This window comes from Noviherbaspirillum album (genome assembly GCF_035916955.1).
In the GTDB taxonomy this organism is placed as follows: Bacteria; Pseudomonadota; Gammaproteobacteria; order Burkholderiales; family Burkholderiaceae_D; genus Noviherbaspirillum; species Noviherbaspirillum album.
In genome coordinates, this window is record NZ_JAWIIV010000040.1 from 16,490 (window position 1) to 40,853 (window position 24,364).

General features: G+C 59.9%; 18 protein-coding genes and 1 pseudogene. 9 read left to right on the forward strand and 10 right to left on the reverse strand.

Annotated elements, in window-relative coordinates; translation table 11 throughout:
• The first annotated feature begins 8 nt into the window (after positions 1 to 8).
• A pseudogene (gene mdoH / locus RY831_RS27785) lies at positions 9 to 2,589 on the forward strand (glucans biosynthesis glucosyltransferase MdoH).
• Here mdoH and RY831_RS27790 read toward each other — a convergent pair.
• Both RY831_RS27790 and RY831_RS27795 read right to left on the reverse strand, forming a co-directional pair.
• Complete coding sequence (locus tag RY831_RS27790; RefSeq protein WP_326509585.1) at positions 2,550 to 5,066, reverse strand: sensor domain-containing protein; 2,517 nt, start codon at positions 5,064 to 5,066, stop codon at positions 2,550 to 2,552. The pseudogene mdoH and the gene RY831_RS27790 sit on opposite strands and share 40 nt — an antisense overlap.
• A 264-nt stretch (positions 5,067 to 5,330) precedes the next feature.
• Positions 5,331 to 5,525 carry a hypothetical protein gene (locus RY831_RS27795; protein WP_326509586.1) on the reverse strand — a complete coding sequence of 65 codons (195 nt, stop codon included), beginning with the start codon at positions 5,523 to 5,525 and terminating at the stop codon, positions 5,331 to 5,333.
• A gap of 369 nt (positions 5,526 to 5,894) precedes the next feature.
• Between RY831_RS27795 and RY831_RS27800 the strand changes: the two genes are divergently transcribed.
• Entirely contained in the window at positions 5,895 to 7,817 is a 1,923-nt protein-coding gene (locus RY831_RS27800; RefSeq protein WP_326509587.1) for an AAA family ATPase, read from the forward strand.
• Positions 7,818 to 7,935: 118 nt separating this feature from the next.
• Here the strand turns inward: RY831_RS27800 and mnmH are convergent, their stop codons facing one another.
• On the reverse strand, positions 7,936 to 8,979 hold the full coding sequence (gene mnmH / locus RY831_RS27805) for a tRNA 2-selenouridine(34) synthase MnmH (protein WP_326509588.1): 1,044 nt from the start codon (positions 8,977 to 8,979) through the stop codon (positions 7,936 to 7,938).
• Positions 8,980 to 9,152: 173 nt separating this feature from the next.
• On the opposite strand from mnmH, the gene selD reads away from it, so the two are divergent.
• Positions 9,153 to 10,211: a selenide, water dikinase SelD gene (gene selD / locus RY831_RS27810; protein ID WP_326509589.1), complete on the forward strand. Its 1,059-nt coding sequence runs from the start codon at positions 9,153 to 9,155 to the stop codon at positions 10,209 to 10,211.
• Positions 10,212 to 10,289: 78 nt separating this feature from the next.
• Here selD and RY831_RS27815 read toward each other — a convergent pair whose 3' ends face one another.
• On the reverse strand, positions 10,290 to 10,712 hold the full coding sequence (locus tag RY831_RS27815; protein ID WP_326509590.1) for a response regulator: 423 nt from the start codon (positions 10,710 to 10,712) through the stop codon (positions 10,290 to 10,292).
• A gap of 333 nt (positions 10,713 to 11,045) precedes the next feature.
• On the opposite strand from RY831_RS27815, the gene RY831_RS27820 reads away from it, so the two are divergent.
• Positions 11,046 to 12,131: an alpha/beta fold hydrolase gene (locus RY831_RS27820; protein WP_326509591.1), complete on the forward strand. Its 1,086-nt coding sequence runs from the start codon at positions 11,046 to 11,048 to the stop codon at positions 12,129 to 12,131.
• A gap of 32 nt (positions 12,132 to 12,163) precedes the next feature.
• On the opposite strand, the gene RY831_RS27825 is transcribed toward RY831_RS27820, so the two are convergent.
• The 4 genes from RY831_RS27825 to RY831_RS27840 all read right to left on the reverse strand — a co-directional run bounded on the left by RY831_RS27825 (position 12,164) and on the right by RY831_RS27840 (position 15,552).
• A complete protein-coding gene (locus RY831_RS27825; RefSeq protein ID WP_326509592.1) occupies positions 12,164 to 12,517 on the reverse strand; it encodes a hypothetical protein in 354 nt (117 codons plus the stop codon).
• A gap of 150 nt (positions 12,518 to 12,667) precedes the next feature.
• Entirely contained in the window at positions 12,668 to 13,156 is a 489-nt protein-coding gene (bamE, locus tag RY831_RS27830) for an outer membrane protein assembly factor BamE domain-containing protein (protein WP_326509608.1), read from the reverse strand.
• An 83-nt stretch (positions 13,157 to 13,239) separates the two neighbouring features.
• A complete protein-coding gene (locus RY831_RS27835; RefSeq protein WP_326509593.1) occupies positions 13,240 to 14,193 on the reverse strand; it encodes an AAA family ATPase in 954 nt (317 codons plus the stop codon).
• Positions 14,194 to 14,646: 453 nt separating this feature from the next.
• Entirely contained in the window at positions 14,647 to 15,552 is a 906-nt protein-coding gene (locus RY831_RS27840) for a ribose-phosphate pyrophosphokinase (protein ID WP_326509594.1), read from the reverse strand.
• Between the two features lie 117 nt (positions 15,553 to 15,669).
• Between RY831_RS27840 and RY831_RS27845 the strand changes: the two genes are divergently transcribed.
• The 4 genes from RY831_RS27845 (at position 15,670) to RY831_RS27860 (ending at position 20,689) form a co-directional block, all read left to right on the forward strand.
• Entirely contained in the window at positions 15,670 to 16,020 is a 351-nt protein-coding gene (locus RY831_RS27845; RefSeq protein ID WP_326509595.1) for a hypothetical protein, read from the forward strand.
• A 128-nt stretch (positions 16,021 to 16,148) separates the two neighbouring features.
• The gene (locus tag RY831_RS27850; RefSeq protein ID WP_326509596.1) at positions 16,149 to 18,098 is read left to right on the forward strand and encodes a serine protein kinase; all 1,950 of its coding nucleotides are present in this window, start codon (positions 16,149 to 16,151) and stop codon (positions 18,096 to 18,098) included.
• 21 nt (positions 18,099 to 18,119) lie between these two features.
• Positions 18,120 to 19,277 (forward strand): DUF444 family protein, encoded by a 1,158-nt coding sequence (locus RY831_RS27855; RefSeq protein WP_326509597.1) that lies wholly within the window; start codon positions 18,120 to 18,122, stop codon positions 19,275 to 19,277.
• Positions 19,278 to 19,288: 11 nt separating this feature from the next.
• Positions 19,289 to 20,689: a SpoVR family protein gene (locus RY831_RS27860; RefSeq protein ID WP_326509598.1), complete on the forward strand. Its 1,401-nt coding sequence runs from the start codon at positions 19,289 to 19,291 to the stop codon at positions 20,687 to 20,689.
• Positions 20,690 to 20,791: 102 nt separating this feature from the next.
• On the opposite strand, the gene serA is transcribed toward RY831_RS27860, so the two are convergent.
• Positions 20,792 to 21,991 (reverse strand): phosphoglycerate dehydrogenase, encoded by a 1,200-nt coding sequence (gene serA / locus RY831_RS27865; protein WP_326509599.1) that lies wholly within the window; start codon positions 21,989 to 21,991, stop codon positions 20,792 to 20,794.
• A 75-nt stretch (positions 21,992 to 22,066) separates the two neighbouring features.
• Between serA and RY831_RS27870 the strand changes: the two genes are divergently transcribed.
• On the forward strand, positions 22,067 to 22,858 hold the full coding sequence (locus RY831_RS27870) for a ferredoxin--NADP reductase (protein ID WP_326509600.1): 792 nt from the start codon (positions 22,067 to 22,069) through the stop codon (positions 22,856 to 22,858).
• Positions 22,859 to 22,884: 26 nt separating this feature from the next.
• On the opposite strand, the gene RY831_RS27875 is transcribed toward RY831_RS27870, so the two are convergent.
• The gene (locus tag RY831_RS27875; RefSeq protein ID WP_326509601.1) at positions 22,885 to 24,324 is read right to left on the reverse strand and encodes a hybrid sensor histidine kinase/response regulator; all 1,440 of its coding nucleotides are present in this window, start codon (positions 24,322 to 24,324) and stop codon (positions 22,885 to 22,887) included.
• Positions 24,325 to 24,364: the final 40 nt, after the last annotated feature.

Genomic DNA, 24,364 nt, shown 5'->3' on the forward strand with positions numbered 1-24,364 from the left:
GCCTATACATGAAGCGACTGCGCCTCTCGGCGAACCAACGCAGCCAAGTCGTCGCCGCAATCGATGCGGCGGCTCCCCAAACCGAAGACGAAGCCCTCGCCATCCTGCACGATGCGCTTGCCGGCGACACCTCGATGAACGGCAACCCGGCGTTTCATTCGCTGGGCGCGCGGGTAAGCCTTGCCTGCGGAAGCCCGCGGTCGATGCCTGCCGAAGAGAGCGCGGCCATCCTGCCGCTGGCGCCGCCGCTGAACCGGGCCTCGATGGTGCCGCACCCCTGGAATCCGCTTAATCCGGTCAAGCGCTGGGCACAAGCGGTGACCCGGAGGCGCGCGCAATGGGTCGAGCGCCGTCATGAAAACGGCCGCCGCCCGTGGCCGGCCGAGGTGCCGCCCGACGAATCCGCCGACGGGCCCGACGGCCATGGCCGCTGGCAGCACCAGGGCAATGTCAGACGCATGATCCTGCTTGCTCTCATGCTGGCGCAGACTGCCGTCGCCACCTGGTTCATGAGCAAGGTGCTGCCCTATCAAGGTACCGCCAAGGACGAGATCGCCCTGCTCGCACTGTTTTCGATCCTGTTCTGCTGGGTGTCCGCCGGCTTCTGGACCGCGATGGCCGGCTTTCTCGTCATGCTGCGCGGCACTGACCGCTTCACGATCTCGCGCCATGATGCGGACGACAAACCGATAGACGAAGGCGCGCGCACGGCGATCGTCATGCCTATCTGCAATGAAGACGTCGACCGCGTGATGGCCGGACTGCGGGCGACGTATGAATCCGTGGCCGCCACCGGTGAGCTTGAGCGTTTCGATTTCTTCATTCTGAGCGACAGCAACGAAAGCGATACCTGCGCTGCCGAACTCGCCGCCTGGAATGAACTGTGCCGGCAAGTGAACGGTTTCGGTCGCATCTTCTATCGCCGCCGCCGCCGCCGGGTCAAGCGCAAAAGCGGCAACATCGATGATTTTTGCCGGCGCTGGGGCAACCAGTACCGCTACATGGTCGTGCTCGATGCCGACAGCGTGATGAGCGGCTCCTGCCTCACGACCCTGGTCCGGCTGATGGAAGTCAACCCGGGTGCCGGCATCATTCAGACAGCCCCCATCGCGGCCGGCCGCGATACCCTCTATGCGCGCATCCAGCAGTTTTCCACCCGCGTCTACGGTCCCTTGTTCACGGCGGGCCTGCACTACTGGCAGCTGGGAGAATCGCATTACTGGGGACATAACGCGATCATTCGCATGGCGCCCTTCATNCTTGTTCACGGCGGGCCTGCACTACTGGCAGCTGGGAGAATCGCATTACTGGGGACATAACGCGATCATTCGCATGGCGCCCTTCATTCGTCATTGCGCGCTTGCGCCCCTTCCCGGGCGCGGCTCGCTGGCCGGTGAAATCCTGTCGCACGACTTTGTCGAAGCTGCCCTCATGCGCCGCGCCGGATGGGCGGTCTGGATCGCCTACGATCTGCACGGCAGCTACGAGGAAATGCCGCCCAACCTGCTGGACGAACTCAAGCGCGACCGCCGCTGGTGCCATGGCAACCTGATGAATTTCCGGCTGTTCCCGGCACGCGGCATGCATCCTGTGCACCGCGCGGTTTTCGTCACCGGCGTCATGGCTTATCTGTCGGCGCCGCTCTGGTTCCTGTTCCTTGCCTTTTCCACGGCCATGCTCGCCATGCATACGCTGGTCGAGCCGCAATACTTCGTCGAGCCGCGCCAGCTGTTCCCGATCTGGCCGCAGTGGCATCCGGAAAAGGCGCTGGCCTTGTTCAGCGCCACTGCGACCTTGCTGTTTCTCCCGAAGTTCCTGAGTGTTCTGGTCATCGTGCTGCGTGACGCAAGGGGCTTCGGCGGAACGCTGCGCCTCACCGCGAGCATGCTGCTGGAGCTGCTGTTCTCGATGATGCTTGCGCCGGTCCGCATGTTGTTCCACACGATGTTCGTCACCGCCGCCTTCCTTGGCTGGGAAATGCGTTGGAAATCGCCTCCGCGCGATGACACCGAAACCACTTGGGGCGAAGCCTTCCGCAAACACGGCCTGCACATGGTTCTCGGGATCGCATGGGGAGCGGCGGTCTATTACCTGAACCCGTCCTTCCTGTGGTGGCTGCTGCCGATCGCCGGAGCGCTGACACTGTCGATTCCGATATCGGTGCTGTCGAGCCGGGTATCGCTTGGACGTCGGACCCGCGGTGCCGGCCTGTTCCTGATTCCCGAGGAATCGACTCCTCCGAAGGAGCTCACCGCGACTTATGCCTATGCCAGGAATGAGGCCGGGCAACCAAGTCCGGATTTCGTGGAAGCGGTCGTGGACCCGCTGCTCAATGCCGTGGTGTGCGCTGCGGCGCGTCCCCACCCTGGCCTGCCCCGGCCAGCCATAGAAGCGCGCCAGGCGCTTGCCGACACGGCATTGCAGGAAGGGCCAGGCGCCCTGAGTGCAGCGGACTGCAAGATCCTGCTCGACGATCCGCTCGCCATGTCCAGGCTGCATTTCAATGTCTGGTCTTCCGGCGTTGCACACGCGGAATGGCGTGAACGGATTTATCGCGACTCGGACGACCGCCTTGCAAATGCCTCCTGACGCCGCGGCGGCTGGCGGAATGCATTTTCCAGGAGCCGTTCGGCGTCCTGCTGCGCCAGCGGTTCGCTGATGCAGGTGCCCTGGATCTCATCGCAGGCCGTGGTGCGCAGGAATGCGAGATGTTCCTCGTTTTCCACTCCCTCGGCCACGACCGACAGGTCCAGGGTATGCGCGAGATTGATGACGGCTTCCGCCAGTTTCCATGATCCATCCTTTACGGCTTGAGCCAGGAAGGAACGATCAAGTTTAAGGCTGTCGAGCGGAAACCGGCCCAGGTAGGCCAGCGACGAATATCCGGTGCCGAAATCATCGACCGAGAGGCGCAGACCGAGCGACTTGAGTTCCTTGAGCAGGCCGGCAGCAATATCGGTATCTTCCATCAGAGCCGATTCCGTCAATTCAAGCTCCAGCTGGGACGATGGAAGGCCGCTGGCGTGCAAGGCTTCGGTGACCGAGTTCACCAACGCGCTGGTGCGGATCTGCCGCGCCGAGAGATTCACCGAAATCTTGAGCGGCCTGCCGAAGCGCCGGCTCCACTGCTGCGTCTGCATGGTCGCGCGGCGAAGCACCCATTCCCCGATCTCGTCAATCAGGCCGATTTCCTCCGCCAGCGGAATGAAATCGCTTGGTGACACCGCTCCAAGCTCTGGATGCACCCAGCGCAGCAAGGCCTCCATTCCGGTAATGGTGTTGCTCTTCAGATGTACGCGCGGCTGGTAATACACCAGGAGTTCGTTGCGTGCCACCGCATGCCGAAGCGCCGATTGCATCAGGATACGGGAGCGCGACGCGGCCCCCATGTCGGCGGTGAAGAAGCGGTAAGTGCCTCCACCAAATGCCTTTGCCCGGTAAAGCGCGGTGTCGGCACTCTGCAGCAGGGAGTCGCTGGTGTCACCATCCTGGGGATACATGCTGATGCCGATAGATGCACTGGCGTTGACCTCATGGCCCTTGATCAAGATCGGCTGATCGAGCGAACGCGTCAGCATTTCCGCCAGTCTTCTTGCCGAGACCTCGCCGTTCAGGCATTCCGCGACCACCACGAACTCGTCGCCGCCAAGCCTTGCCACCGTGTCGCCGGAGCCCACGCATCGGTTCAGACGAAGGGCAATTTCCTTGAGCATCAAATCGCCGGCAGCATGCCCGAAGGAATCGTTTACCTCCTTGAAATTGTCCAGGTCGATAAAGAATACGGCAAGAGAGACTCCGGCCTCCCTGCTGTCCAGGCGCCTCCTGAGGGTGGTCTGCAACAGGGCGCGGTTGGGCAGCTCGGTGAGGATGTCGCGGGTTGCCAGTCTTTCGAGCGCCCGGGATGTGCGCACCTCGCGGGTGACGTCGCGGCTGACGCCACGGTATCCACGGAAAGTCCCGTTGTCGAAGACGGGCTCGCCGGATATCCGCAGAAAGCGAACCAGTTCCGGATCGGCGGGCGATGCCGCCGGAAAGATCACATCGTGGAACGAGCGAAGTTCGCGTATGCTTTCCAGGCAAATTAGCAGGCCCGGCGCATGCGGGTCTTGCGCATGTTCGCGGAAATTCGAACCGAGCAGCTGTTCAGGCTTGACTCTCAACTTCTGATAAATGCCGTCGGAAAAGAATGTGAATCTCAGGTCGGCATCCGTTTCCCAATACCAGTCGGAGGAAAGCGATATCAGGCTGCGGAAGCGCTCTTCCCTGCGTTCGAGCTCCCTTTTCGCCTCGATCTGCGCTGTTACGTCGCGGGCGATCGATACCGTGCCGAGCTTGGCATTTGTGACCGGATCGCGCAGCGTGCGCGTGGTTGCGCCCAGCCAGATCCAGGAGCCGTTCTTGTGCCGGAAACGGATATGCAGAAGGCCGCGTCGCTTGGTTTGTTCGCGCCTGGGCGCGAGATCGTCCGGATGAATATGGTCGTACAGCCGCGTGCCCAGCAGTTCATGCGCCTCGTAGCCGAGGGTATCCTTGTGCGATGGCGAGACATAGACATAGATGTCGTTCGCATCGGTATGCGAAATCATGTCGCGCGCATTCTCCGTCAGGAGACGATGCTCCATTTCGCTGCGGACAAGTCTTGCTCTCGCCTCGTGGCTGTCCGATATATCGAAACAGGTGCCCACGTAAGTATCCGAAGCGCTATCCGGTCCGAACCTGGGCGCCGCGGCTTCGGTTATCCATCGCACGACGCCGTCGCTGCACAGTATTCGATACTGGATCTGGTACTCCCGGCGCTCCTGTCGTGCCTGAAACGCGCTCCGCTCCACCCGGTCCGCGTCATCCGGATGAACGAATGCAAGCCAGTCCGAAATGGCAAGCTCCGGCACTTCACCGAAGGAGGCGCCGAATTGTGCCGCCGAACCAATATAGAGATAAGAGCCGTCGATTTTCGCTTCCCACACGATGACGCCCGCACCGTCAGCGAGTTGGCGCAGAATGCCGATCGACGATGAACGTGCGGGTTGCCGGCTCGGGGACACCGGCAGGACGAGATATTTTTCCATGCCTGCAATGTTACCACTGGGCAGTAATCCGGATTTGTAATAAGACTCCGCGCAATTTGAAACTGCGTTGGTGACCTGTGGCACAGGCTTAACTGGCTTAACCGATATTGCAACACCGTAACGACCAGCGGATAGAAAGGCTTGTGCTGAGATATTCAGTACCGACAAGCGTATTTCCGTAGCTCAGGGCGCTATTGCAAACCGCTGTCGACCGCCGTCATTGCACGGGAGTATGCGTTGATCCGGCCCCTTAATCTCGTTAGACTACGTCTGTTTGACCGTAGTCGCGACCGTAGTCGCATTATCTGGCGGCTGCGATGCATTGCCAGTACCCGCCCCGGTTTTCTTGCCGCTTACGGCATCGATCTGCCTGAACTCAAGTAGAGCCATGATGAAGACACCGACGACGACTCCAGCGGTAAACAAGCCCAACAGCAGTATGATCAGTGAAACCATCATTGGCCTCCGTCAGTTTCCTGGTATGGACGAGGATTGCTTGCCCATTTAAGCATTTGCACATAGGAAATGATTGCGCTTAATCAAGCTTCTGTTACCCGACTTAATATTGGCTCCGCCAGCCAAGGCGCATGTGCCACGTCATTAACCTTTAAATAAGGGAGATAAGGAAACTTGCCAACTTTCGGCCTTTCGGGGTCCAGATAGGAAGATCTCATCGCATCCATAGAAAAAATGCGGCGAAAAAATTTTGTCCGAGGCAACCAATGCCGGCTTGCTTTGTCCTATCACTGCTTATCAGAAACTTTGCGCGCACCGGGTACCGAAGTCCATTGAGCTGCTCGCAAATATTGACTCTCCACAGGAACACGCATGCCCAGTTTTTCCAAGCTTTATGACTCATTCAAGAACGGTTATGTCGTTGCGGTGCTTTCCGTTCTTCTAGCCTTCATCGCGGTGGCCGCCGTGGTGTACAAGCCGCTCACCACCAAAAGCAATCCCGTCGTCCAGTCGCAGGACATTTCCGAAATCACCAAGCTCGTCGGCAACCGCCACAAGCTGGAATACCTGCTGCTCGCGCAGCCCCTGTCGGATTTTCCCCGGTATGTGTTTAAGTACAAAGACGCGGACGAAATCAATGTGGTCAAGGTGCCGAGCACCTCTCATACCAATCTCGAGCGCGAGGTATTGCTCAAGCATGCCATTCCCTACGCAATCGCCAAGGATGAATTCCTGAACGCCAATCGCGCGATTCTGGAAGACGAGGAAGCGCAGCGCAGCGCCCTGGCCGAAGCCGGCGCCTTCCTTGCCCGGAATGCGATCGGCATCGCACTGCTCGTATTTCTTTTCATCGGCCTGCGCAAGGGGATGCCCAGCCTCGGCCTCGGAAGCGGCGCTTCCGTAATCAAGCCGGAAAACCTCAAGGGCAGCATGGACGACCTCGTCGGCATGGAAGACATCAAGCGTGAAGTCGCCCATCTTGAAGAAATGATCATCAACCGCGACCTTTACCGTTCGCACAATATCGACAAGCCGTTCAATGTCATGCTGACGGGCCCCGCAGGCACCGGAAAGACCAAGCTGGCCGGTTATCTTGCAAAGAAACTCGATATTCCGCTCATCCAGGCTTCAGGCTCCGGGCTGGAATCGGGCTTTGTCGGCGGCGGCTCCAAGGCGCTCAATGCCATCTACAAGAAAGCCGTTGCCCAGGGCCGCTGCATCATCTTCCTCGACGAGGCGCAGAGCCTGTTTATGCCGCGCGGACGCGGAGACAAGAAATGGGATGACGACACTGCAAATACCCTGCTCGGCCTGCTCGACGGCGTCAAGAGCGAAGAAGGTTCGGGGGTGATCTGGGTCGTCGCCTCCAACTTCGACGATGCCAACAGCCAGATGGACGAGGCGATGCTGCGCCGCTTCGCCGTGAAGATCAACTTCCGCCTGCCGAACAAGTCCGAACGCAGGGAATTGCTCAACGTCTTCCTGTCGCGCAAGAACGTGGAATGCATCGACTGGAGCAATCTCAATCTCGACTATGTTGCCGAAATTACGGCGAACCTGAGCCCGGCGCTGCTGGAAACGGTGGTTGATCGCGCCAGCATGATCGCCATCCAGGAAAAAACCCTAATCGATACCGACGTCCTGTTCCGCGCCTTCGAGCGTGCATCGATCGGCCTGACCGACCGTGCAACCACGGCCGAAAAGAACAAGGAACGTGAACGCGTGGCCTTACATGAACTCGGTCACTTTTTCATGCAGATCGACCCTTATGTCCGCCAGGGACTGACCTGGGATGAGGTCAAGGCGAAATCCAACTTGCTCAAGATCAGTACCGAGTCGGTATCGAAAATCGGTGCCCTCGGCTATGTGCTTTCTTCGGCCAGCGATGTCTCGCTGCGCACTTTGGAAGAAATGGAGCAGGATGTTGTGCAATTGTATGGCGGCGTTGCCGCTGAAGAATTGTTCTATGGCGCGCGCGGCATTTCGACCGGCAGCCAGAACGATATCCAGAAGGTGACCTCGATGCTGGACCTGATGGTCAACCGCTTGTCCATGTATTCGCGATCCAAGCTCGATTACAGCCAGCTCAAGTCGGAACACTCTCCGGAAGATGCGCTGCGCCAGGTCGAAGCCAAGGCCGACGAACTGTATACCCGGACCCTGGACGCCATGAAGGACTACAAGGACCTGATCAGCGCACTGACCGGCACCTTGCTTGAACGCTATGTATTGTCAAAAGATGAAGTGTTCGCGCTGCTCGCCGAACTGACCGAACCGCCGAGAAAGGCTGCCTGACGTAGCTATTCAGGCTGATTGATCGGGTTGACTGACCTTTGCTCAAAAGCCCCGTAGCGCATTCTTGCAGCGCTGCGGGGCTTTTTTGTTTTTCTGCCGTCCGGCGCCGGTTGATCAATCAATTCTGCGTGGCAGGCTGTTCCATGCGCGCTATAAGTTCCTGCGCTACAGGCTGGAGCTCAGCCAGCGACAGGCCATCGAGCATGATCTTTGGCGACGCGTCTATATCCGGATAATTGCGCAGGATGGAACGGCGGTAGGTCGGATCGTAATGGTGCCGCATCAGGCGCTCGAACAGTTCGGGCACTCGCTTTTCGGTCGCCAGGCTCTCCCACCGGTCGAACTCTTCGCCGCCGATCAGCGGCCTCAGATAGCGCAGCCGCTCGATCATCGACCCCGGATCGTCTTCGAAATGGGCATAGTCTTCGCGCAACAGCTGTACCCGCAGTGCCATTGGCGCATCGACGGCGACCGTCATGCCGGCACGCATGGCGTTCAGCAAGGCATCGGGCAACTGGACCTGTCCGATCTTCTTGCTCTCGGATTCGACCCATACCGGGCGCTCGGGATCGAAGGAGCGAAGCCGCGCGAGAAGCAGGCTGTCGAACAGTTTCTGCGTGGGCTGCGGCTTGCCCGGCACTGCGCCGATGATGGAGCCGCGGTGGGTTGCCAGCGCTTCAAGATCAAGCACCTGCGCCCCGTTATCTTGCAATGCCGCCAACAGGCGCGTCTTTCCGCAACCTGTCGGACCGCTCACGACGATGTAGCGAAAACCGGAAGGCGCCACGGCCAGCTGCTCGTTGACCCAGCGGCGGTAAGCCTTCCACCCGCCCTTGACCCGCTCGACTCGGTAGCCGATGGTTTCCAAGACGTCCTGCCAGACCTTGCTGCGCTTGCCGCCGCGGAAGCAGTACACCAGGATCCGGCTCTTGCTGCCGTAGCGGGAAATGTGGGTCTCGATATGTCTTGATATGTTCTCGAGGGAGTAGCGCGCCCCCAGCTGGTAGGCGGCAAGCGGATTGGTCCGGTGCAGGGTGCCGACTTCGGCAAACTCGGCATTGTCGACCACCGGCAGGTTGACCGCGCCGGGAATATGGTCTTCATCGAACTCCCGCGGGCTGCGCGCGTCGATGATCAGGTCAAAGGATTTGTAATCGTACATAGCCGCGCTATTGTAAAGGGTTTCTCCCTCCAACCCCCATGATTCATGGAATGGCCCCCGTCCGGAACCGCCGGCAGCCCGACTCAAGCCGTATCGCGGCCAAACGCATCGCGGCCAAACATCAGCGATAATCTCCAGCTTCGCAAATCCCCAATAATTCATTTTCCACAATCATGAGCTCACCTTCAACGTCCCCACTCCGCCTGACATCGTTCTCCCACGGCGGAGGCTGCGGGTGCAAGATTGCGCCAGGCATCCTTGCCGACATCCTGAAAAAGTCGAGCGGTTTTCCCGTTCCCAAGGAGCTCATGGTGGGCATCGAAACCGCGGACGATGCAGCCGTATACAAGCTTAATGAAGAACAGGCGCTGATTGCGACGACCGATTTCTTCATGCCCATCGTCGACGATCCGTTCGACTTCGGCCGCATTGCCGCCACAAACGCCATCTCGGACGTCTATGCAATGGGCGGAACGCCGATCATGGCATTGGCGCTGGTTGCCATGCCGATTAGCCAGTTGCCGGTGGACGTGATCGGCAAGATCATCCAGGGCGGAGAGTCAATTTGCGCCGAGGCGGGCATACCTATCGCCGGCGGCCATACGATTGACTCCGTCGAGCCGATCTATGGGCTGGTGGTGATGGGTATTGTTCATCCTTCCCGGGTCAAGCGCAATGCGGATGCCAGGTCCGGCGACAAGCTGGTACTCGGCAAGCCGCTGGGCGTAGGCATCCTGTCGGCGGCGCTGAAGAAGGAAGCCCTGGATGCATCGGGGTACGAGGCGATGATCGCCAACACGACCAAGCTCAACAAGCCCGGAAAGGCCTTGTCCGATCTCCCGGGCGTACATGCGCTCACCGACGTCACGGGATTCGGCTTGCTCGGACATTCGCTTGAACTGGCGCGCGGTGCCGGCCTCGGCGTTCGGATCGATGTGTCGAACGTTCCCCTGCTTCCGGGCGTCGCGGATCTGGCGGCGCAAGGCTTTGTCACCGGCGCATCGGGCCGCAACTGGACGGGCTACGGCAAGGATGTGCATCTCGACGATGCGGTTTCCCCTGTCCAGCAAGCCCTGCTTACCGACCCGCAGACCTCGGGCGGCCTGCTGGTCTCATGCAGTGCCGAGTCGGTGGACCAGGTGCTAGCGATCTTCAGGGAGCAAGGTTTCAGCGAAGCCGCTGTCATTGGCGAAGTGACGGGCGGACCCGTCGGCGTGCGCGTAGCGGCCTGAGTCCTTGGGCAATGCACGGGAAATCCCGGCAAGGCCGACCGGGCTAGTAGCGTCATGCTCCAGTCAAGCGCGTCCTGCTCAGGCCTGCACTCGCTTGACGTAGCCGTTGAGCACGCCCTGGATCTGGGAAAATTTGACCGGTTTGTCGAAGACTTGTTCGAAGCCGGCCTGCCGGGCGCGCTGGTGTTCAACCGGATCATCAAAACCGGTGACGGCAATCAGGGGGATATGGGCGCAGGCCGGGTCTGCCCGGAGCTCCCGGGCTACATCGAACCCATTCTTATCGCCCGGCAACCGCAGATCGCAGAACACCAGGTCGGGCAGTTCGCTGCGTATGTATTCGAGTGCCGTGCGGGCATTGAATGCGGCCTGGGTGGCGCATCCCATAACCTCTAGCAGGTCACAAAACAGTTTGGCCAGGTCCTCGTTGTCCTCGATGACTATCACCCGCATCCGGCGGGCTTGGGCCTGATTGTCTTCCGGCGATATGGGCAAGGTCATCAGATTCGAAGCGTGAAGCATCCAGTCGACTATCCTCTATCTACGGAAGGCGGAGCTGGCGATAAGTTCCCGGGCTTTTCCAACTGCCGTAGTGTCCTCGCGCACTCCAAGGTTTGCATCGAAGCAATTTAACCAAGCATTGCCGCTGTTCCCTTGATTTGGCATTGCCCGTCAACGCCCGAGCGAATGCCCGGAGCATACTCTCCACAAACCATGGCTCACGATCGGATTGAACAATTGCCTCCCGGCGTTGCACGATCGGATTGAACAATTGCCTCCCGGCGTTGACCAAGCAACACTTGCAGCATTAATCATTTTCGTGGAGGGAAACGCATGCAACCCATGTCATCCGGCATTCGCTGGTGGTTTGAGTCGATGGACCGGGCGCGCCGTAACCGCGGCGCGGCCATGGACCGCATGGGCTACGGCCCGGTGGAGACGCCGCATGAAACCATCCTGTCCGTGCCGGGCATGCGCCTGCGGCGCTATAGCGGGACTCCCGGCTACGGCAAGGGCAAGGGCGTCCTGATTGTTCCGGCGCCGATCAAGCGTCACTATATCTGGGACCTGGACCCGGAATGCAGCGTGGTGCAGCGCCTCCTCTCCGAAGGCTTTCAGGTATGGCTGGCGGAATGGACGGAACCCGGCGAGGCGGAAAGGCACTTCGGTCTCGAGCACTATGCGCTGAACATGCTCGATCTTTGCCTGGACGCCATACGCAAGGAAGGCGGCCCGACAAGACTCGGCCTGTACAGCCATTCTCTCGGCGGCGTGTTCGCCACCGTTTATGCGGCGCTCCGGCCGGAGAACGTTTCCGGACTGGTGCAGGTTGAATCCCCCCTGCATTTCGCGCGCGGTTCCGGCTCGTTCGGACCACTGGTCGCCTTCGGCCCGCCGACTGAGAATGTTACCCGGGTGTTCGGCTGCATTCCCGGCTCGGTGCTGAACCTGGCCAGCATGGTGGCTTCGCCATCGACCTTCGGTTCCGAACGGATGGCGGACATGTTCGCCAGCATGGGCTCGAACCGGCATATGCGCAGCCATCTGCTGGTCGAGCGCTGGACGCTGGACGAGGCGCCGATGGCGCCGGCCTTGTTCGAGGAAGTGCTGGACCGGCTTTACCGCGAGGATGCGTTCATGCGCGGCGTTCTCGACATTGCCGGACAGCGCATCGGTCCGCAAAGCATCGTTTCTCCGATACTGGCGATTTACGACCCGCGCAGCACCATCATCCCACCCGAGTCTGTCATCGCATTTCACGAGGCGACCGCCAGCCCGATCAAGCGCTTGATCGCCTATCGCGGCGATACCGGTGTGGCGCTGGCGCACGTCGGCGCACTGGTTGGACACAACGCCCATGCCGAGATCTGGCCGGAAGTGCTGGCCTGGACCAGCGACGTTGCGCGCGAATGGCATTGAGGCCATTGGCGCCCAGCCTGCCCGCCGGGCTCCTACCTTCCAGACGAACCGCCTCCCTGCGCGCTTGACGAGCCATGCCCGGAGCCGTGGCCCGCACCATGGCCGCTTCCATGACCGCTTCCATGTCCGGAATGCGGCTTGTCGCGCGTGTGCCCTTCGCCCGTTCCGCTGGCGCCGCTGCTACTGCTGCTGCCTGTCCCATTTCCTGAGGTCATGTCCATGCGCGCAGCCTGCTGGCGGGCTTGCAGGTCGGCGGCCCTCTGTTCAACGTCCGCTACGCGGGCGGGGTCGGTGCTTTCACGTATTTCGGATGCAGATCCCTGGGCTTGGGCCAAACCTGCAAATGCAAGGCCGCAAACAAGCGCTGCGAGTGCCGATTTTTTCATTGTTGCCTCCATGAGCAATACGGAAGAAAAGTCCGCCGGGCGAACCCGGCATGTCACCGGACGCCTGCGGCGGCGCGTCTACGGTTAGGACCCGCGAACCCGTCGCTGGTTTCAGCGAAGGATTTCGTATCAACAATAAAATCCGACGGCTCAATAAGTGCGCGCATCCTGGGTGCTGGTTCCCGTGACGCGCCCGCTGGTGATGTCGAAATGCACGCTGAAGAAGCGTGGCTCGTTAAGAGCTTGGTAGCGCCAGTCCCAAGCCTCCTCATTCTTGAGCTTGTACTGAACGACAGTGCGCGGCTTGCCAAGCAGTCGCCGCACTTCGTCACGCGTCATGCCGGTCTTGATGCGTGCAAAGCTTTCCTCGGTCAGAAGTTGCCGGTAGTCTTTCAAGGTGCCCGACTTATCGATGACGAATTCCCAGGTCCGGACACCTTCCGGTCCTTTCGGATACTGCAAGGCACGCGTGCCGTCCTCTTCTTCCCAAACGGTCTCGGGCTTGCCCATGACCATGCGCACATCGGATTCCGAGGAAATGCCTTTCTCCAGTTTATCCAATCCGAACTCCTCTACCGGCCGGCCTTGCCTGTCGCAGCCGGCAACCAGCATGATGACGAACGCAAACGCGGCAAGCATGACGCCGCGCAGCCATTGATGGGCGACAGTCCCGCCATGGGGGCTTGCCTCGGAAAATCCCGTGCGGAACGGCATCTGCATGATCAGAACCCTATCCTGCGCTTGCCACTCTCGGACTTGACCCGCAAATCATCAGGGATGAGCGAGGACCGCCCGGCCGCGACCGCGAAACCCAAGCCATCGAGCAATGCCTTGCGCATTTCCCGCGGCGATATATCGGACAGCCTGTCGAGCACATTTTCAGGCAGCTCCTCGTCTACGCCTTTCAGGCGAAGTTCCTTCAGCAAGCCTTCGTAAACCCGCTGGGCAATGACCGCCGATTGCTCCGGAGTCGGAGACGGCACGTCGTACACCGCCATGCGTGACAACAATGCCTCGGGTATGCCATCGAGGCTGTTGGCGGTGAGCACCCAGAACACCTGGCTGGCATCGAGATCGACATCGATGAATTCATCATGGAAAGCGCGCGACGTCTCCGGCTCGAGCAGCTGATAGAGTGCCGCCATCGGATCCGACTGGGTGGAACCGGTGGCCTTCTCAACTTCGTCGAGCAGTACCACCGGATTGGCGAACTTGCCGCGCACCAGCCGTTCGGCAACCTTGCCGCACTTGGCGCCCTTCCATGTCGAGGAGCTGCCGGTAATCACGAAGCCCGCGGACAAGGCATTCATGCTGATGAACTCGAACTCAGTGCCAAGAACCGCCGCCAGCCGCTTGCCGAAATGCGTCTTTCCTACCCCGGGATCGCCCAGCAGCAGCACCGGCATTACATTGAATCCGGCCCCGCCGGCAATCGCCAGTCCAAGGTAGCGCTTCAGATCATCGAGCACTTCGCCGAAGTTCGGACAGTCGTCGTACAACGGTTCCAGCGCGGTCGTGGACGATGGCGTGGTGACGAAGCGTTCCGCCCCGAGTTCGAGCATATTTTCATAGAACGCTTCCAGTTCGGGCGATTTCAGTGCGCGTGCCCTCGCCTGGGCGTTCTCGACTTCCTTCATGTCATAGATTGGATGTGAGCGGGCGAGTGTAATCGTCATAAGTACCTCCTCTATCGCATGCAATCTTCATGGGACCGTGCCGGCAAAAACTACAAATTCTTTCGGCTCCCCTGCCTGCATAGTCCCGACTTTACCGCCGGGCGTCGTGGTTTACCCATCATTTCTGAAAGCTGGCCATCCGGAACCGCCGAGCTTGCACAAGTACATGCACATGGCTATGCAAACTCTGTTCCAAGTGCAAGGATTTCTCCAGCGCCACTTTCAGCTTCATTGCATCGAAAATGCGCCCGAATGTCAACTGGGGCAAAAGACCTTTCGCGGGATGGGGCGACCAAGCGGCAGCGGAGATGGAAATCGGCATAGGCAGGGCGAAGGAATCGTAGCAAATTGTGCGGAACAGGCAGGAAGAATAATCGCCGTCACGACAATACGCGCTCTTCCCTCGGGTAATGGACCGACGTCGGGCACATAGACCGGAGGGATCAGTGAAAACTATGCCGCGAAGGATAACTGCGGCATCACTTCGGCTGCCGCGGATGCCACCGCTTCCTCCACCGAAATGTCGTTCGTCGCGTGGCCAATGGTATTGCAGGTGACGATTCGTCCTGCCCCCGCGGCTTGCATGTCAGCGACCGCGCCGTCTGCGAACACGCCATGCACGGCAATGCAAACTGGTGCCGGCAATCCGGCGGCCCGGAGATGCTGTATTGCTGCGATCATCGTCTTTCCGGTCGAAGCGATGTCGTCGATGATGACAGGCGTCATGTTTTCCCAACCGCCCGTCTGCGGCGCCGTCACTTCGACATCCCGGTCCCCGTGGCGGGTCTTTTGCAGGATCGAATGCGGGCAGCCAACGTCGCGCGCCACCTTCAGTGCCCATTGTTCGCTTTCCGCATCCGGACCAACGATGACCGGACGGCTGACGTTCTGCTTTATCCAAGCGGCGATCATGGGCGCGGATTGAACGACCCGGGTCGGAATTGAATAGATTTCATCGAGCGAATGATGCCGGTGGAGATGCGGATCGACGGTAACCAGCCAGTCGAAGGACGCTGACAGGAAGCGCGCCATATGCATGGAAGCGGCGCCTTCGCCAGTCTTGAAATGGGAATCTTGACGCATGTAGGCGAGATATGGCGCGACCAGCCCGACGCTGCGTGCGCCGAGTTCCCGCGCTGTGCTGGCGGCAAGGTACAGCCGAATCAGCTTGTCGTCCGGCTTATGCAGCGTGCATAGCAGCGTCACTTCGCGGTCCTTCACCGGCGTCAGCAGCCGCACATACGATTCCCCGTCCGGGAAAAGCCTGGTTTCGAGTTCGCCCAGCTCGCAGGACATTGCCTTGGAAACTGAGGCGGCAAACGCTTCATTTCCCGGCAACGGAAACAGAACCGACTTCATTATGCGCTCCCTTTACGCTATTGGTCCGTCCACTCTATCGGCGGCGGTCAAATATCCTCTGCGCTAGCGCAGAAAGCCGTCAGTCTGTCAGCAGCAAAGCCACAGTGCCAGCAGCTATTGAGCACGATCAAGCATCGCAGCGATCCATGCATCATTGCAGTGGCGATCGACTCATTAGGGATAACGGGGTCATCGGGCGATAAGGCGTGTATCACCTGTAATTTTTTCAATGGAAATCTTTTACTCCCGGTGCCTCGCGGCGCCGGAAAACTCCCTTCTTATAACAAGGCATTGCCGCAAGGCGATCAGGAGCAGGCGAGTGCCAAACATGCGCTGTTCTGCCCCTTCGCCGCAGTGCGGCACCGCGTATTGCATGGCGCCTTTCCGCACCTGGTGCTCGCATGCATCTTGCTAGAAGACTCCATGTGCGCAAGCATCGCGAATGAGCAGGACACCGGATGTACGTGAAATCATTGACGATCCTCATCATTTAATTTTTCCAGCGCGCCCTATACTTAACTTGAGGGCGGCAGAAACGTAAACCGATATCGTGTGTCCATCCTGAACATGCGATGAACCTGCGGGGAGCACATGCAATGACGACGCAAAGTGAAGTCAATCGTACCGAGCAGCAAGAAGACCTTCTGAAAAGCCTGATCGCATTCACCAAGGACCATCGCGCAACATACTGGTCCGGCACCCTCTCGGAGTTCCTCGAAAGAGTCATGACTGCCGATCCTCAGGGCGCAGCGCGCACATCGCATCAGTACATGTGGGACATGATCCGCTGGATGGGCGGAGAGGATGAAAAGGGAAATTTCCGTTGCCGCCTGTTCGACCAGGAATTGTTCGGTGTCGACGAATCGATCGACCGCGTGGTCGATTATTTCAAGGCCGCTGCCGCGGGCTCCGAAGTGGGCCGGCGACTGCTGCTGCTGCTGGGTCCGCCGTCCGGCGGCAAGTCCACGCTGGTGATCCTGCTCAAGCGCGGCCTGGAGGAATACAGCCACACCGAGGCCGGCGCCATCTACGGCATCCAGGGTTGCCCGGTGCATGAGTCGCCGCTGCATCTGGTGCCGCATTCGCTGCGCTCGCGCTTTCGCGACACCTATGGCGTCGATATCAAGGGTGAGGTCTGCCCGCATTGCCGCACCCGCCTGGAAAATGACTACGAGGGCGATTTCCTGCGCATGCCGGTCGAGCGGGTCTTCATCTCCGAAGCCGGACGAGTTGGCATAGGCACCTACGCGCCGCATGATCCGACCACGGCCGACCTGGCCGACCTGGTGGGGTCGGTCGACTTGTCCAAGGTGGCCGAGTATGGCGACGAGGGCGACCCGCGCGCTTGGTCTTGGTCCGGGGCGGTCTATGCGGCAAGCCGCGGCATGCTGGAAATGATCGAGATTCTCAAGGTCAAACGCGAATTCCTCTACCTGCTGCTGACGCTGACGCAGGAAAAGAATGTGAAGGTGTCCCGCTTCCCGCTGATCTACCTCGACGAGACCATCCTTGCGCATACCAACCTGGCGGAATTCCGGAAGTTTCTGCAGGAGAGCGAGAACGAGGCGCTGCTCGATCGCATGGTGATCATCCAGGTTCCCTATACGCTGAATTACAAGGACGAGGCACGGATCTACAAGAAGCTGATTTCCTCCGCGGCCGCCGCCTTCCGCGAAGTCCATCTCGACCCGCATGTGCTGCACGCTGCGGCGGTGTTCGCCATCCTTACCCGCCTGCATGACGGCGAGGACAAGGAACTGGAAATGGGCAAGAAAGTCAGGCTCTACGCGAACGAGGAAGTGGACGGCTATGCGCACGCGGAGACCGCGCGCATGAGGCAGCGCATGCCGGACGAGGGTCTATCCGGCATCTCGCCGCGCTTCGTCATCAATTCGCTGTCGAATGCCATCATCCAGTCCAATGCGAAAAGCATCACCACGATGGATGCGCTGCTGGCCTTGAAGGATTCGATTGAAAACGATGCCCGAATCGATCCGAAACGCAAGCGCAAATGGATTGACTACCTGGTGCTGGCGCGCAAGGACTTCTACAACCGCTGGGTCAAGGAAGACGTGCACAAGGCGCTATTCGTCTCCTTCGAGCAGGAGGCACAGGACCTGCTTGACAAGTACCTGGATGAAGTCGAGGCGACCCTGGACAACCGCCACATCAAGGATCCGATCACCAACGAGGAACGCAAGCCCGACGAGCGTTTCCTGCGCGCGGTCGAAGAAAAGATTCATATTTCAGATTCGGGCAAGCAATCGTTCCGCCAGGAAGTCGTACGCAAGGCGATGGGCGCCTACAAGCGCGGCGAGAAATTCACGCTCGACAGCCATGCGCAACTGCATAACGCAGTCCAGCAATATCTGTTCGAGCAGCGCCGCGACGTGCTGCGCCTGGTCAGTTCCACGACTCGACCGGACGAGGAAGTGCGCCAGAAGATCTCGGTAGTTGAAAAACGACTCGTCGAGGAATACGGTTACGACAGCCACAGCGCTCGCGAAGCGCTCAACTACGTCACCACGCTGATGGCGCAGGAGTAATCCTGCACACAAGGGCAAGCTATGACCCAATTTATTTCGATCTCTGCTGAAACTCCCTGGTACGACCTGTTCTCCAGGGGCTCGCGCGACTGGCTCCGTCACAACGAGAAAGTCCGCGAGGCGGTGCAGCAGAACCTTCCCAACCTGGTGGCAGGGCCGGATGTCATTACCGGCTCGCAGGACAGGACGGTGCAGGTCCCGGTGAAGATGCTGGAACATGCGCGTTTCCGCCTGTCCGAATCGTCATCGCAGACGCACTCCAGCGCCGGCCAGGGACAAGGCAAGCCGGGTGATATCCTGCGCCAGGCACAGCCTGACCTGGGCGGCGACGAAGGCGAAGGCGGCAGCGGCGAAGGTGAAGTCAAGCTGATGCTGGAGTTCAAGGTCGACGACATCATCGACTGGCTATGGGAAGAGTTGCAGCTGCCCGATCTGCAACCCAAGCGCAATACCGCCGTTACTGACGACGAATATGTGCGCGAGGGCTGGGACAAGCATGGCGCGCGTGCGCGCCTGGATCGCCGCCGCACCGTGAAGGAAGCGGTAAAGCGGCGCGCCACCCAGGAAAACCCGGTGCCGTTCACCAATGAGGACCTGCGCTTCAAGCAACTGGTGCACCGGCGCAAGCCGGCCACCAATGCGGTGGTGATCTTTGCGCTGGATGTGTCGGCCAGCATGACGGATGCGGAACGCAAGCTGGCGAAGAGTTTCTTCTTCTTCGTATTGCAGGGAATACGGCGCCGTTACGGCAAGGTCGAGACCCGCTTCATCGCCCATACCACCCAGGCTTGGGAATTCACCGAGAGCGAATTCTTCAATGTCACCGGAACCGGCGGCACGGGCGCCTCGACCGCATTCAAGATGGCACTGGAACTCATCGAGAGCGAATACGATCCGTCGCAATACAACGGCTACCTGTTCTACGCGTCCGACGGCGAAAACTTCACCGAGGACCGCGCCGCGGCGACGGATTACCTCGGCCGCTTGAGCCGCCTGCTCAACTACGTCGGTTACGTCGAGACCGTTCCCGGTTCGCCGCGCACCAGCGAGACGGAAATGAAAATGCTGTGCGGCGAGATCGAACGCACCGGCGCTCCGATCGGGAGCAGCATCCTCACCCGCCATGAAGACGTGTGGAAGGCCATCCGCAAGTTCTTCGTGCAACAGGAATCCGAATAAGGACTGGTTTAATGTGCACAACCACCAATTCGCCGGAAACGATCGAGGCGCTGAAAAAGTATTCGGCGCAGATCGAGGATCTCGCGCACAAGCTCGGACTTGACTATTACCCGGTCGACTTCGAACTGGTGCCGAACAACTTCATGATGGAGATCGCCGTCTACGGCTTGCCGGTGCGCATGCACCACTGGTCATTCGGCATACGCTATATCCATCAGCTCATTCGGCAAGGCATGGGCCATTCACGGATATTCGAGGTGATGTTTCCCGGCGATCCCTGCCGCGCCTATCTGGTCAACGGCAATACGCTTCCCGAGAACACGCTGGTGACCGCCCATGTGCTTGGCCATGCCGACTTCTCGAAGAACAATTACTTATTCGCCAAGTTCATGGAGATGGCCGGCGGCCATATTCTAGAACAGGCGGCAGCGCGCGCTCACAGGATCGAAACCGCCATCCAGGAATACGGGCAGGAGCGCGTGGAAGCAGTCCTGGACGCGGCCCTGGCGCTGGAACCGCATATCGACATCAATCGCGAGCTGCACCGGCCGCTTTATCCGACTAACAAGGAAAAGCGGGATGCGGAACCTCAGTTCGACGCCTTTCAGAAGCGTTTTCGCAGCCTGCCGGGCGAGAAGATGTTCGTCGAGCAAAGCAACCCTGGCAAGCGGCAAATGATCCCGCCGCAGCCTGAGTATGACCTGCTGTGGTTCATCGCGAATTACGCTCCCGACCTTGAAGGATGGGAACGCGACATCTTCCTCGCGGTGCGCGAGGAGTCGTTTTACTTCTATCCGGTCTTCGCCTGCCAGATCATGAATGAAGGCTGGGCTTCCTACTGGCACGCGCGTCTCCTGCGGGAAGCCGATTTCCTGCCGCACGACCTGTACCTGTCGGCCATCAAGGCGCATTCCGACGTGGTGCGGCCCTATGCGGCGGAGCGTCAGCTTGCGCTCGCGGTCAATCCTTACCACCTCGGCTTTTCGATGTGGGAAGACATCGTCGAGAAAAAGGGTCTCGACAACGCGCGCCGCATCATGAAGGAAGAGGACGACTTCAGCTTCGTCCGGAATTATCTGACGAAGGACCTTATTCAGAAACTCGAGCTGTTCGTCTACGAGGCCCGCAACGATGGCGACATCCGCATTTCCGACAATGATGTGCATGCGGTGCATGAAGCGATCCTGGCACCGAAATTCAATTTCGGCGCGCCCCGGATCGCGGCAAACAACATGCATGTGGATGGCAGCCTGCAGCTGATCCATGATCACCAGACGGATGGACGCGGCGTTGACCTGGGCCGCGCCGAACGCGTGCTGGAATACATTGGCAGGGTATGGCGCCGGCCGGTGACCCTGCATACCGTCGGCGAGCGCGGCGAAGCGCGCGTGGTGACCAGCAAGCGGGTCTGATGCGTCCTGGATAAACAGCCTCCTTGCGGGCAGTCATCGGCATCTTCCGACGCCTGCCCGCGGGAGATTTCCGATTCAGGAACCGTCGTCCGGATCCGCCATTCAAATCAGCTCACAGCGAATCGCAGCCGGTTCGTTGCAAAGCGTCTTCAGCAAGCTCTGCGGGATCACGTCATCGACATCGGTCATCACATAACCGATGGGGCCGCGGGTCTGCAGATGTTGCGCCACTATGTTCAGGCCGGCCGCGGCGAAGTCGGCATTCATGCGCGCAATTACCCCGGGCTCGTTGCGATGCACGTGCAGCACGCGGCTCTTCGCTTCCTTCGCGACATGGCGGATCTCGGGGAAGTTGACCGCCCAGCGGGTGGTGCCCGCGGACAGGAAGCGCACCAGCTTGTCCGCCACTTCCCGCCCGATGTTTTCCTGCGCCTCCTCGGTGCTGCCTCCGATATGCGGGGTCAGAATCACGTTGTCCAGCCCGCGCAGCGGCGAAACAAATTCCTCCTTCTCGTTCTTCGGTTCGGCCGGGAAGACATCCAGCGCGGCGCCGGCCACGCGCTTCTCGCGCAGCGCGGTATTCAAGGCGTCGATGTCGACCACGCCGCCGCGGGAGGCATTGATCAGGACCGCGGTCGGTTTCATTGCGGCTATGCGCTCCGCGGTCATCAGGTTTTCCGTCGTTTTGCCTCCGGGGACATGGAGCGTCACCACGTCGGCCTGACGCAGCAAGTCTTCCATGGTGGCTGCCGGTCTCGCATTCCCCAGCGGCAGCTTGCTTTCAACATCGAAATACGCCACGCGCATGCCTACGCTTTCAGCGAGAATGCCGACTTGTGCGCCAATATTGCCATAGCCAATGATGCCAAGCACCTTGTTGCGCACCTCGTAGGCGCCCTGGGCGCTCTTGTCCCAAAGCCCGCGATGGGTGCGTGCGTTTTTTTCCGGAATCCGCCGCAGCAGCAGGATTGCCTGCGCGATGACGAGCTCGGCCACCGACCGGGTATTTGAAAAAGGCGCATTGAATACCGGGATACCGTGAGCGGCCGCTGCGGTCAAATCGACCTGGTTGGTGCCGATGCAGAAGCAGCCGATAGCTTTGAGCCTTGGCAGCTGCGCAAGGGATTCCGCGGAGAGGTGTGTGGCCGAACGAATGCCGACCGCGTCGGCATCGGCCAGCGCCGACTTGAGCTCTTCCGGCTTGAGCGCGGTCGGCAACTGCACCACGTCGGTGAAGCCGGCCGCATTCAAATGTTCGACGGCGGTGCGATGGATTTTTTCGAGTAGGACGATTTTCGTCATTGGCTATCCTTGTTTAAAGATTCATTTACAATATATCTTATACCAATCCCCGCTCACCTTACGGTAAGGAACAGGATGCTGAACGAAGAACAGATCGCCGCCAAGGCCACCAGGCAAACCATTACCGGGCTGACCTGGTGGAACGATCGACTGCTGACGTTTACGACCACGCGGCCGCCAGAGTATTCCTTTGCCGCAGGCCAGTATGCGCGGCTGGGAATAGCGGATGCGCATGGCATCGTCTGGCGCGCCTACTCCATGACGTCGTCTCCGCAGCAGGCGGATCAGCTGGAGTTCTACGGCATCATCGTGGAAGGCGGACTGTTCACCACCCGTCTCAAGGCGCTGAAGACAGGCGATTCCATCTACCTGGACAAGCAGTGCTTCGGCTTCATGACGCCGGATCGCTTCAGCGACGGCGAAGACTTGTGGATGATGTCGACCGGCACCGGGATCGGTCCTTATATCTCCATGCTGAGAGATCCCTATGTATGGACGCGGTTCCGCAATCTGGTGCTGCTGCACTGCGTGCGCCATGCCGACGAGTTCGCTTTTGAAAAAGAACTGGCAAGCCTTCAGGCAAAGCCGCCGGTGCCTTCTTCGGCACGGCTTCAGGTGATACGTTCCGTCACGCGAGATGAACCGCCCACCGGCGGCAAGGTACTGCACGGACGCCTCACCAGCCTGCTTCAATCCGGCGCGCTGGAAGCCGCTTCCGGCCTACCCTTTTCCGAAGCGCAGACGCGCGTGATGATGTGCGGCAATCCGGAAATGATTGAAGACATGCGGCGCCTGCTGCATGAACGCGGAATGCGGCCGGTGCGGCGCGCCCTTCCCGGCCACTTTGTTACCGAGAATTACTGGTAAGGTGCGGCGCTCCTCACAGCCCGGGACTACTGCGATGTGACAATTCCAGTGCCGGGTGCGTTCGCCGCCATATAGGGAAGCCACACGGTGAATTCCGATCCTTGTCCGGCTTGGCTGCTCAATGTTACGACGCCGCCATGCAAATCCACCATCTGCTTGACCAGCGCCAGACCGAGCCCGGTGCCTTCATATTTCCTAGCCAGGCCGCTGTCGAGCTGGACGAACGGCTGGAATAGCCGACCACAGTCGGATTCATTGATGCCGATGCCGGTATCGGTCACGCGGATCATGAGAAAACGCGATACCGTCGCGGCAGCGCCCATCTCGCCGCCGACCACCTTGGTCGCCGGAATGTCGGCCGCCTTCGCCAGGCACATGCGCACGACGACACTGCCTTTCGGCGGCGTGAACTTGATGGCATTGGAGACGAGGTTATAGATGATCTGGCGCATCTTGCGCTGGTCGAGCGTGGCCCAGCCCACCGCTTCCATTTGCAGGAGCAGCTGGACCTCCGCTGTAGATGCCTTTTCGCGGAAGACATTGACGGTGCTCTGCAGCAGCCTTTGCACATCGGTTGCTTCTGGCTCCAGGTCCATCTTGCCGGCTTCGACCTTCGACAGGTCGAGGATATCGTTGATCAGCGACAGCAGATGCTTGCCGCTTTCGTAGATGTCGCCGATCGCATCGGCCTGCATGGGGGCCAGCGTTCCCAGCAGCCCGCCACGGAGCGCTTCCGAGAAGCCGATCACCGCATTGAGGGGCGTGCGCAGCTCGTGCGACATGTTGGCCAGGAATTCGGACTTCAGCCGGCTCGCCTGTTCCAGCTGCAGGTTCTGATGCGCGATCTCGCGATTGGTGGCCTCGACCTGCGCGGCATGCTGGGCGAGGCGGACGTTGAGTTCGTTGACCTGGCGTTCCCGCGCCTGCAGCTGCTCGTTGACCAGCACCGCCTGTTCATAGGTGGAGATCAGGAGGTCCAGGATCTGCCGGCGCTCGGCGTTGATATGGTGATGCGCGCCATTGAAGTACACCGCGATGCCGTCCTCATCCTGCCTGCCGTCGCGCAGCCGGTGATTCATCAGCACCTGCTCGATCCGGGCCAGCAGGTAATCGTCGTTGTAAGGCTTGCGGATGAAATTGTCGGCACCGCATTCCAGGCCGCGGACAATATCCTCCGGATCGATCAGGGAAGTCACGAGAATCACCGGGAGATCGCGCAGCTCTGGCTGCGACTTGATCTCGCGGCACAAGCCGTAACCGTCGAGTTCCGGCATCAGGATGTCCGACAACACCAACTGCGGCTTGCTGTGCCGAATGGCTTCGAGGGCGAGCCGGCCATTGACGGCGATGCGGGCACGGTAGCCTTTTCCTTCCAGCAGGTATTTCAGCTTTCCGGCCTGTGTCGGACTGTCTTCCGCAATCAATATCTCGATCGCCTCATGCCAGGTGCTGCCTTGTACATCCACGTTCGGATCTCCTATTCCGATTGACTCCAACGCGGAGCAT

Coding starts and splice junctions, on each gene's coding strand:
- RY831_RS27790 (WP_326509585.1), bottom strand. CDS start 5,066: ATGGAAAAATATCTCGTCCTGCCGGTGTCCCCGAGCCGGCAACCCGCA.
- RY831_RS27795 (WP_326509586.1), bottom strand. CDS start 5,525: ATGATGGTTTCACTGATCATACTGCTGTTGGGCTTGTTTACCGCTGGA.
- RY831_RS27800 (WP_326509587.1), top strand. CDS start 5,895: ATGCCCAGTTTTTCCAAGCTTTATGACTCATTCAAGAACGGTTATGTC.
- mnmH (WP_326509588.1), bottom strand. CDS start 8,979: ATGTACGATTACAAATCCTTTGACCTGATCATCGACGCGCGCAGCCCG.
- selD (WP_326509589.1), top strand. CDS start 9,153: ATGAGCTCACCTTCAACGTCCCCACTCCGCCTGACATCGTTCTCCCAC.
- RY831_RS27815 (WP_326509590.1), bottom strand. CDS start 10,712: ATGACCTTGCCCATATCGCCGGAAGACAATCAGGCCCAAGCCCGCCGG.
- RY831_RS27820 (WP_326509591.1), top strand. CDS start 11,046: ATGCAACCCATGTCATCCGGCATTCGCTGGTGGTTTGAGTCGATGGAC.
- RY831_RS27825 (WP_326509592.1), bottom strand. CDS start 12,517: ATGAAAAAATCGGCACTCGCAGCGCTTGTTTGCGGCCTTGCATTTGCA.
- bamE (WP_326509608.1), bottom strand. CDS start 13,156: ATGCTTGCCGCGTTTGCGTTCGTCATCATGCTGGTTGCCGGCTGCGAC.
- RY831_RS27835 (WP_326509593.1), bottom strand. CDS start 14,193: ATGACGATTACACTCGCCCGCTCACATCCAATCTATGACATGAAGGAA.
- RY831_RS27840 (WP_326509594.1), bottom strand. CDS start 15,552: ATGAAGTCGGTTCTGTTTCCGTTGCCGGGAAATGAAGCGTTTGCCGCC.
- RY831_RS27850 (WP_326509596.1), top strand. CDS start 16,149: ATGACGACGCAAAGTGAAGTCAATCGTACCGAGCAGCAAGAAGACCTT.
- RY831_RS27855 (WP_326509597.1), top strand. CDS start 18,120: ATGACCCAATTTATTTCGATCTCTGCTGAAACTCCCTGGTACGACCTG.
- RY831_RS27860 (WP_326509598.1), top strand. CDS start 19,289: ATGTGCACAACCACCAATTCGCCGGAAACGATCGAGGCGCTGAAAAAG.
- serA (WP_326509599.1), bottom strand. CDS start 21,991: ATGACGAAAATCGTCCTACTCGAAAAAATCCATCGCACCGCCGTCGAA.
- RY831_RS27870 (WP_326509600.1), top strand. CDS start 22,067: ATGCTGAACGAAGAACAGATCGCCGCCAAGGCCACCAGGCAAACCATT.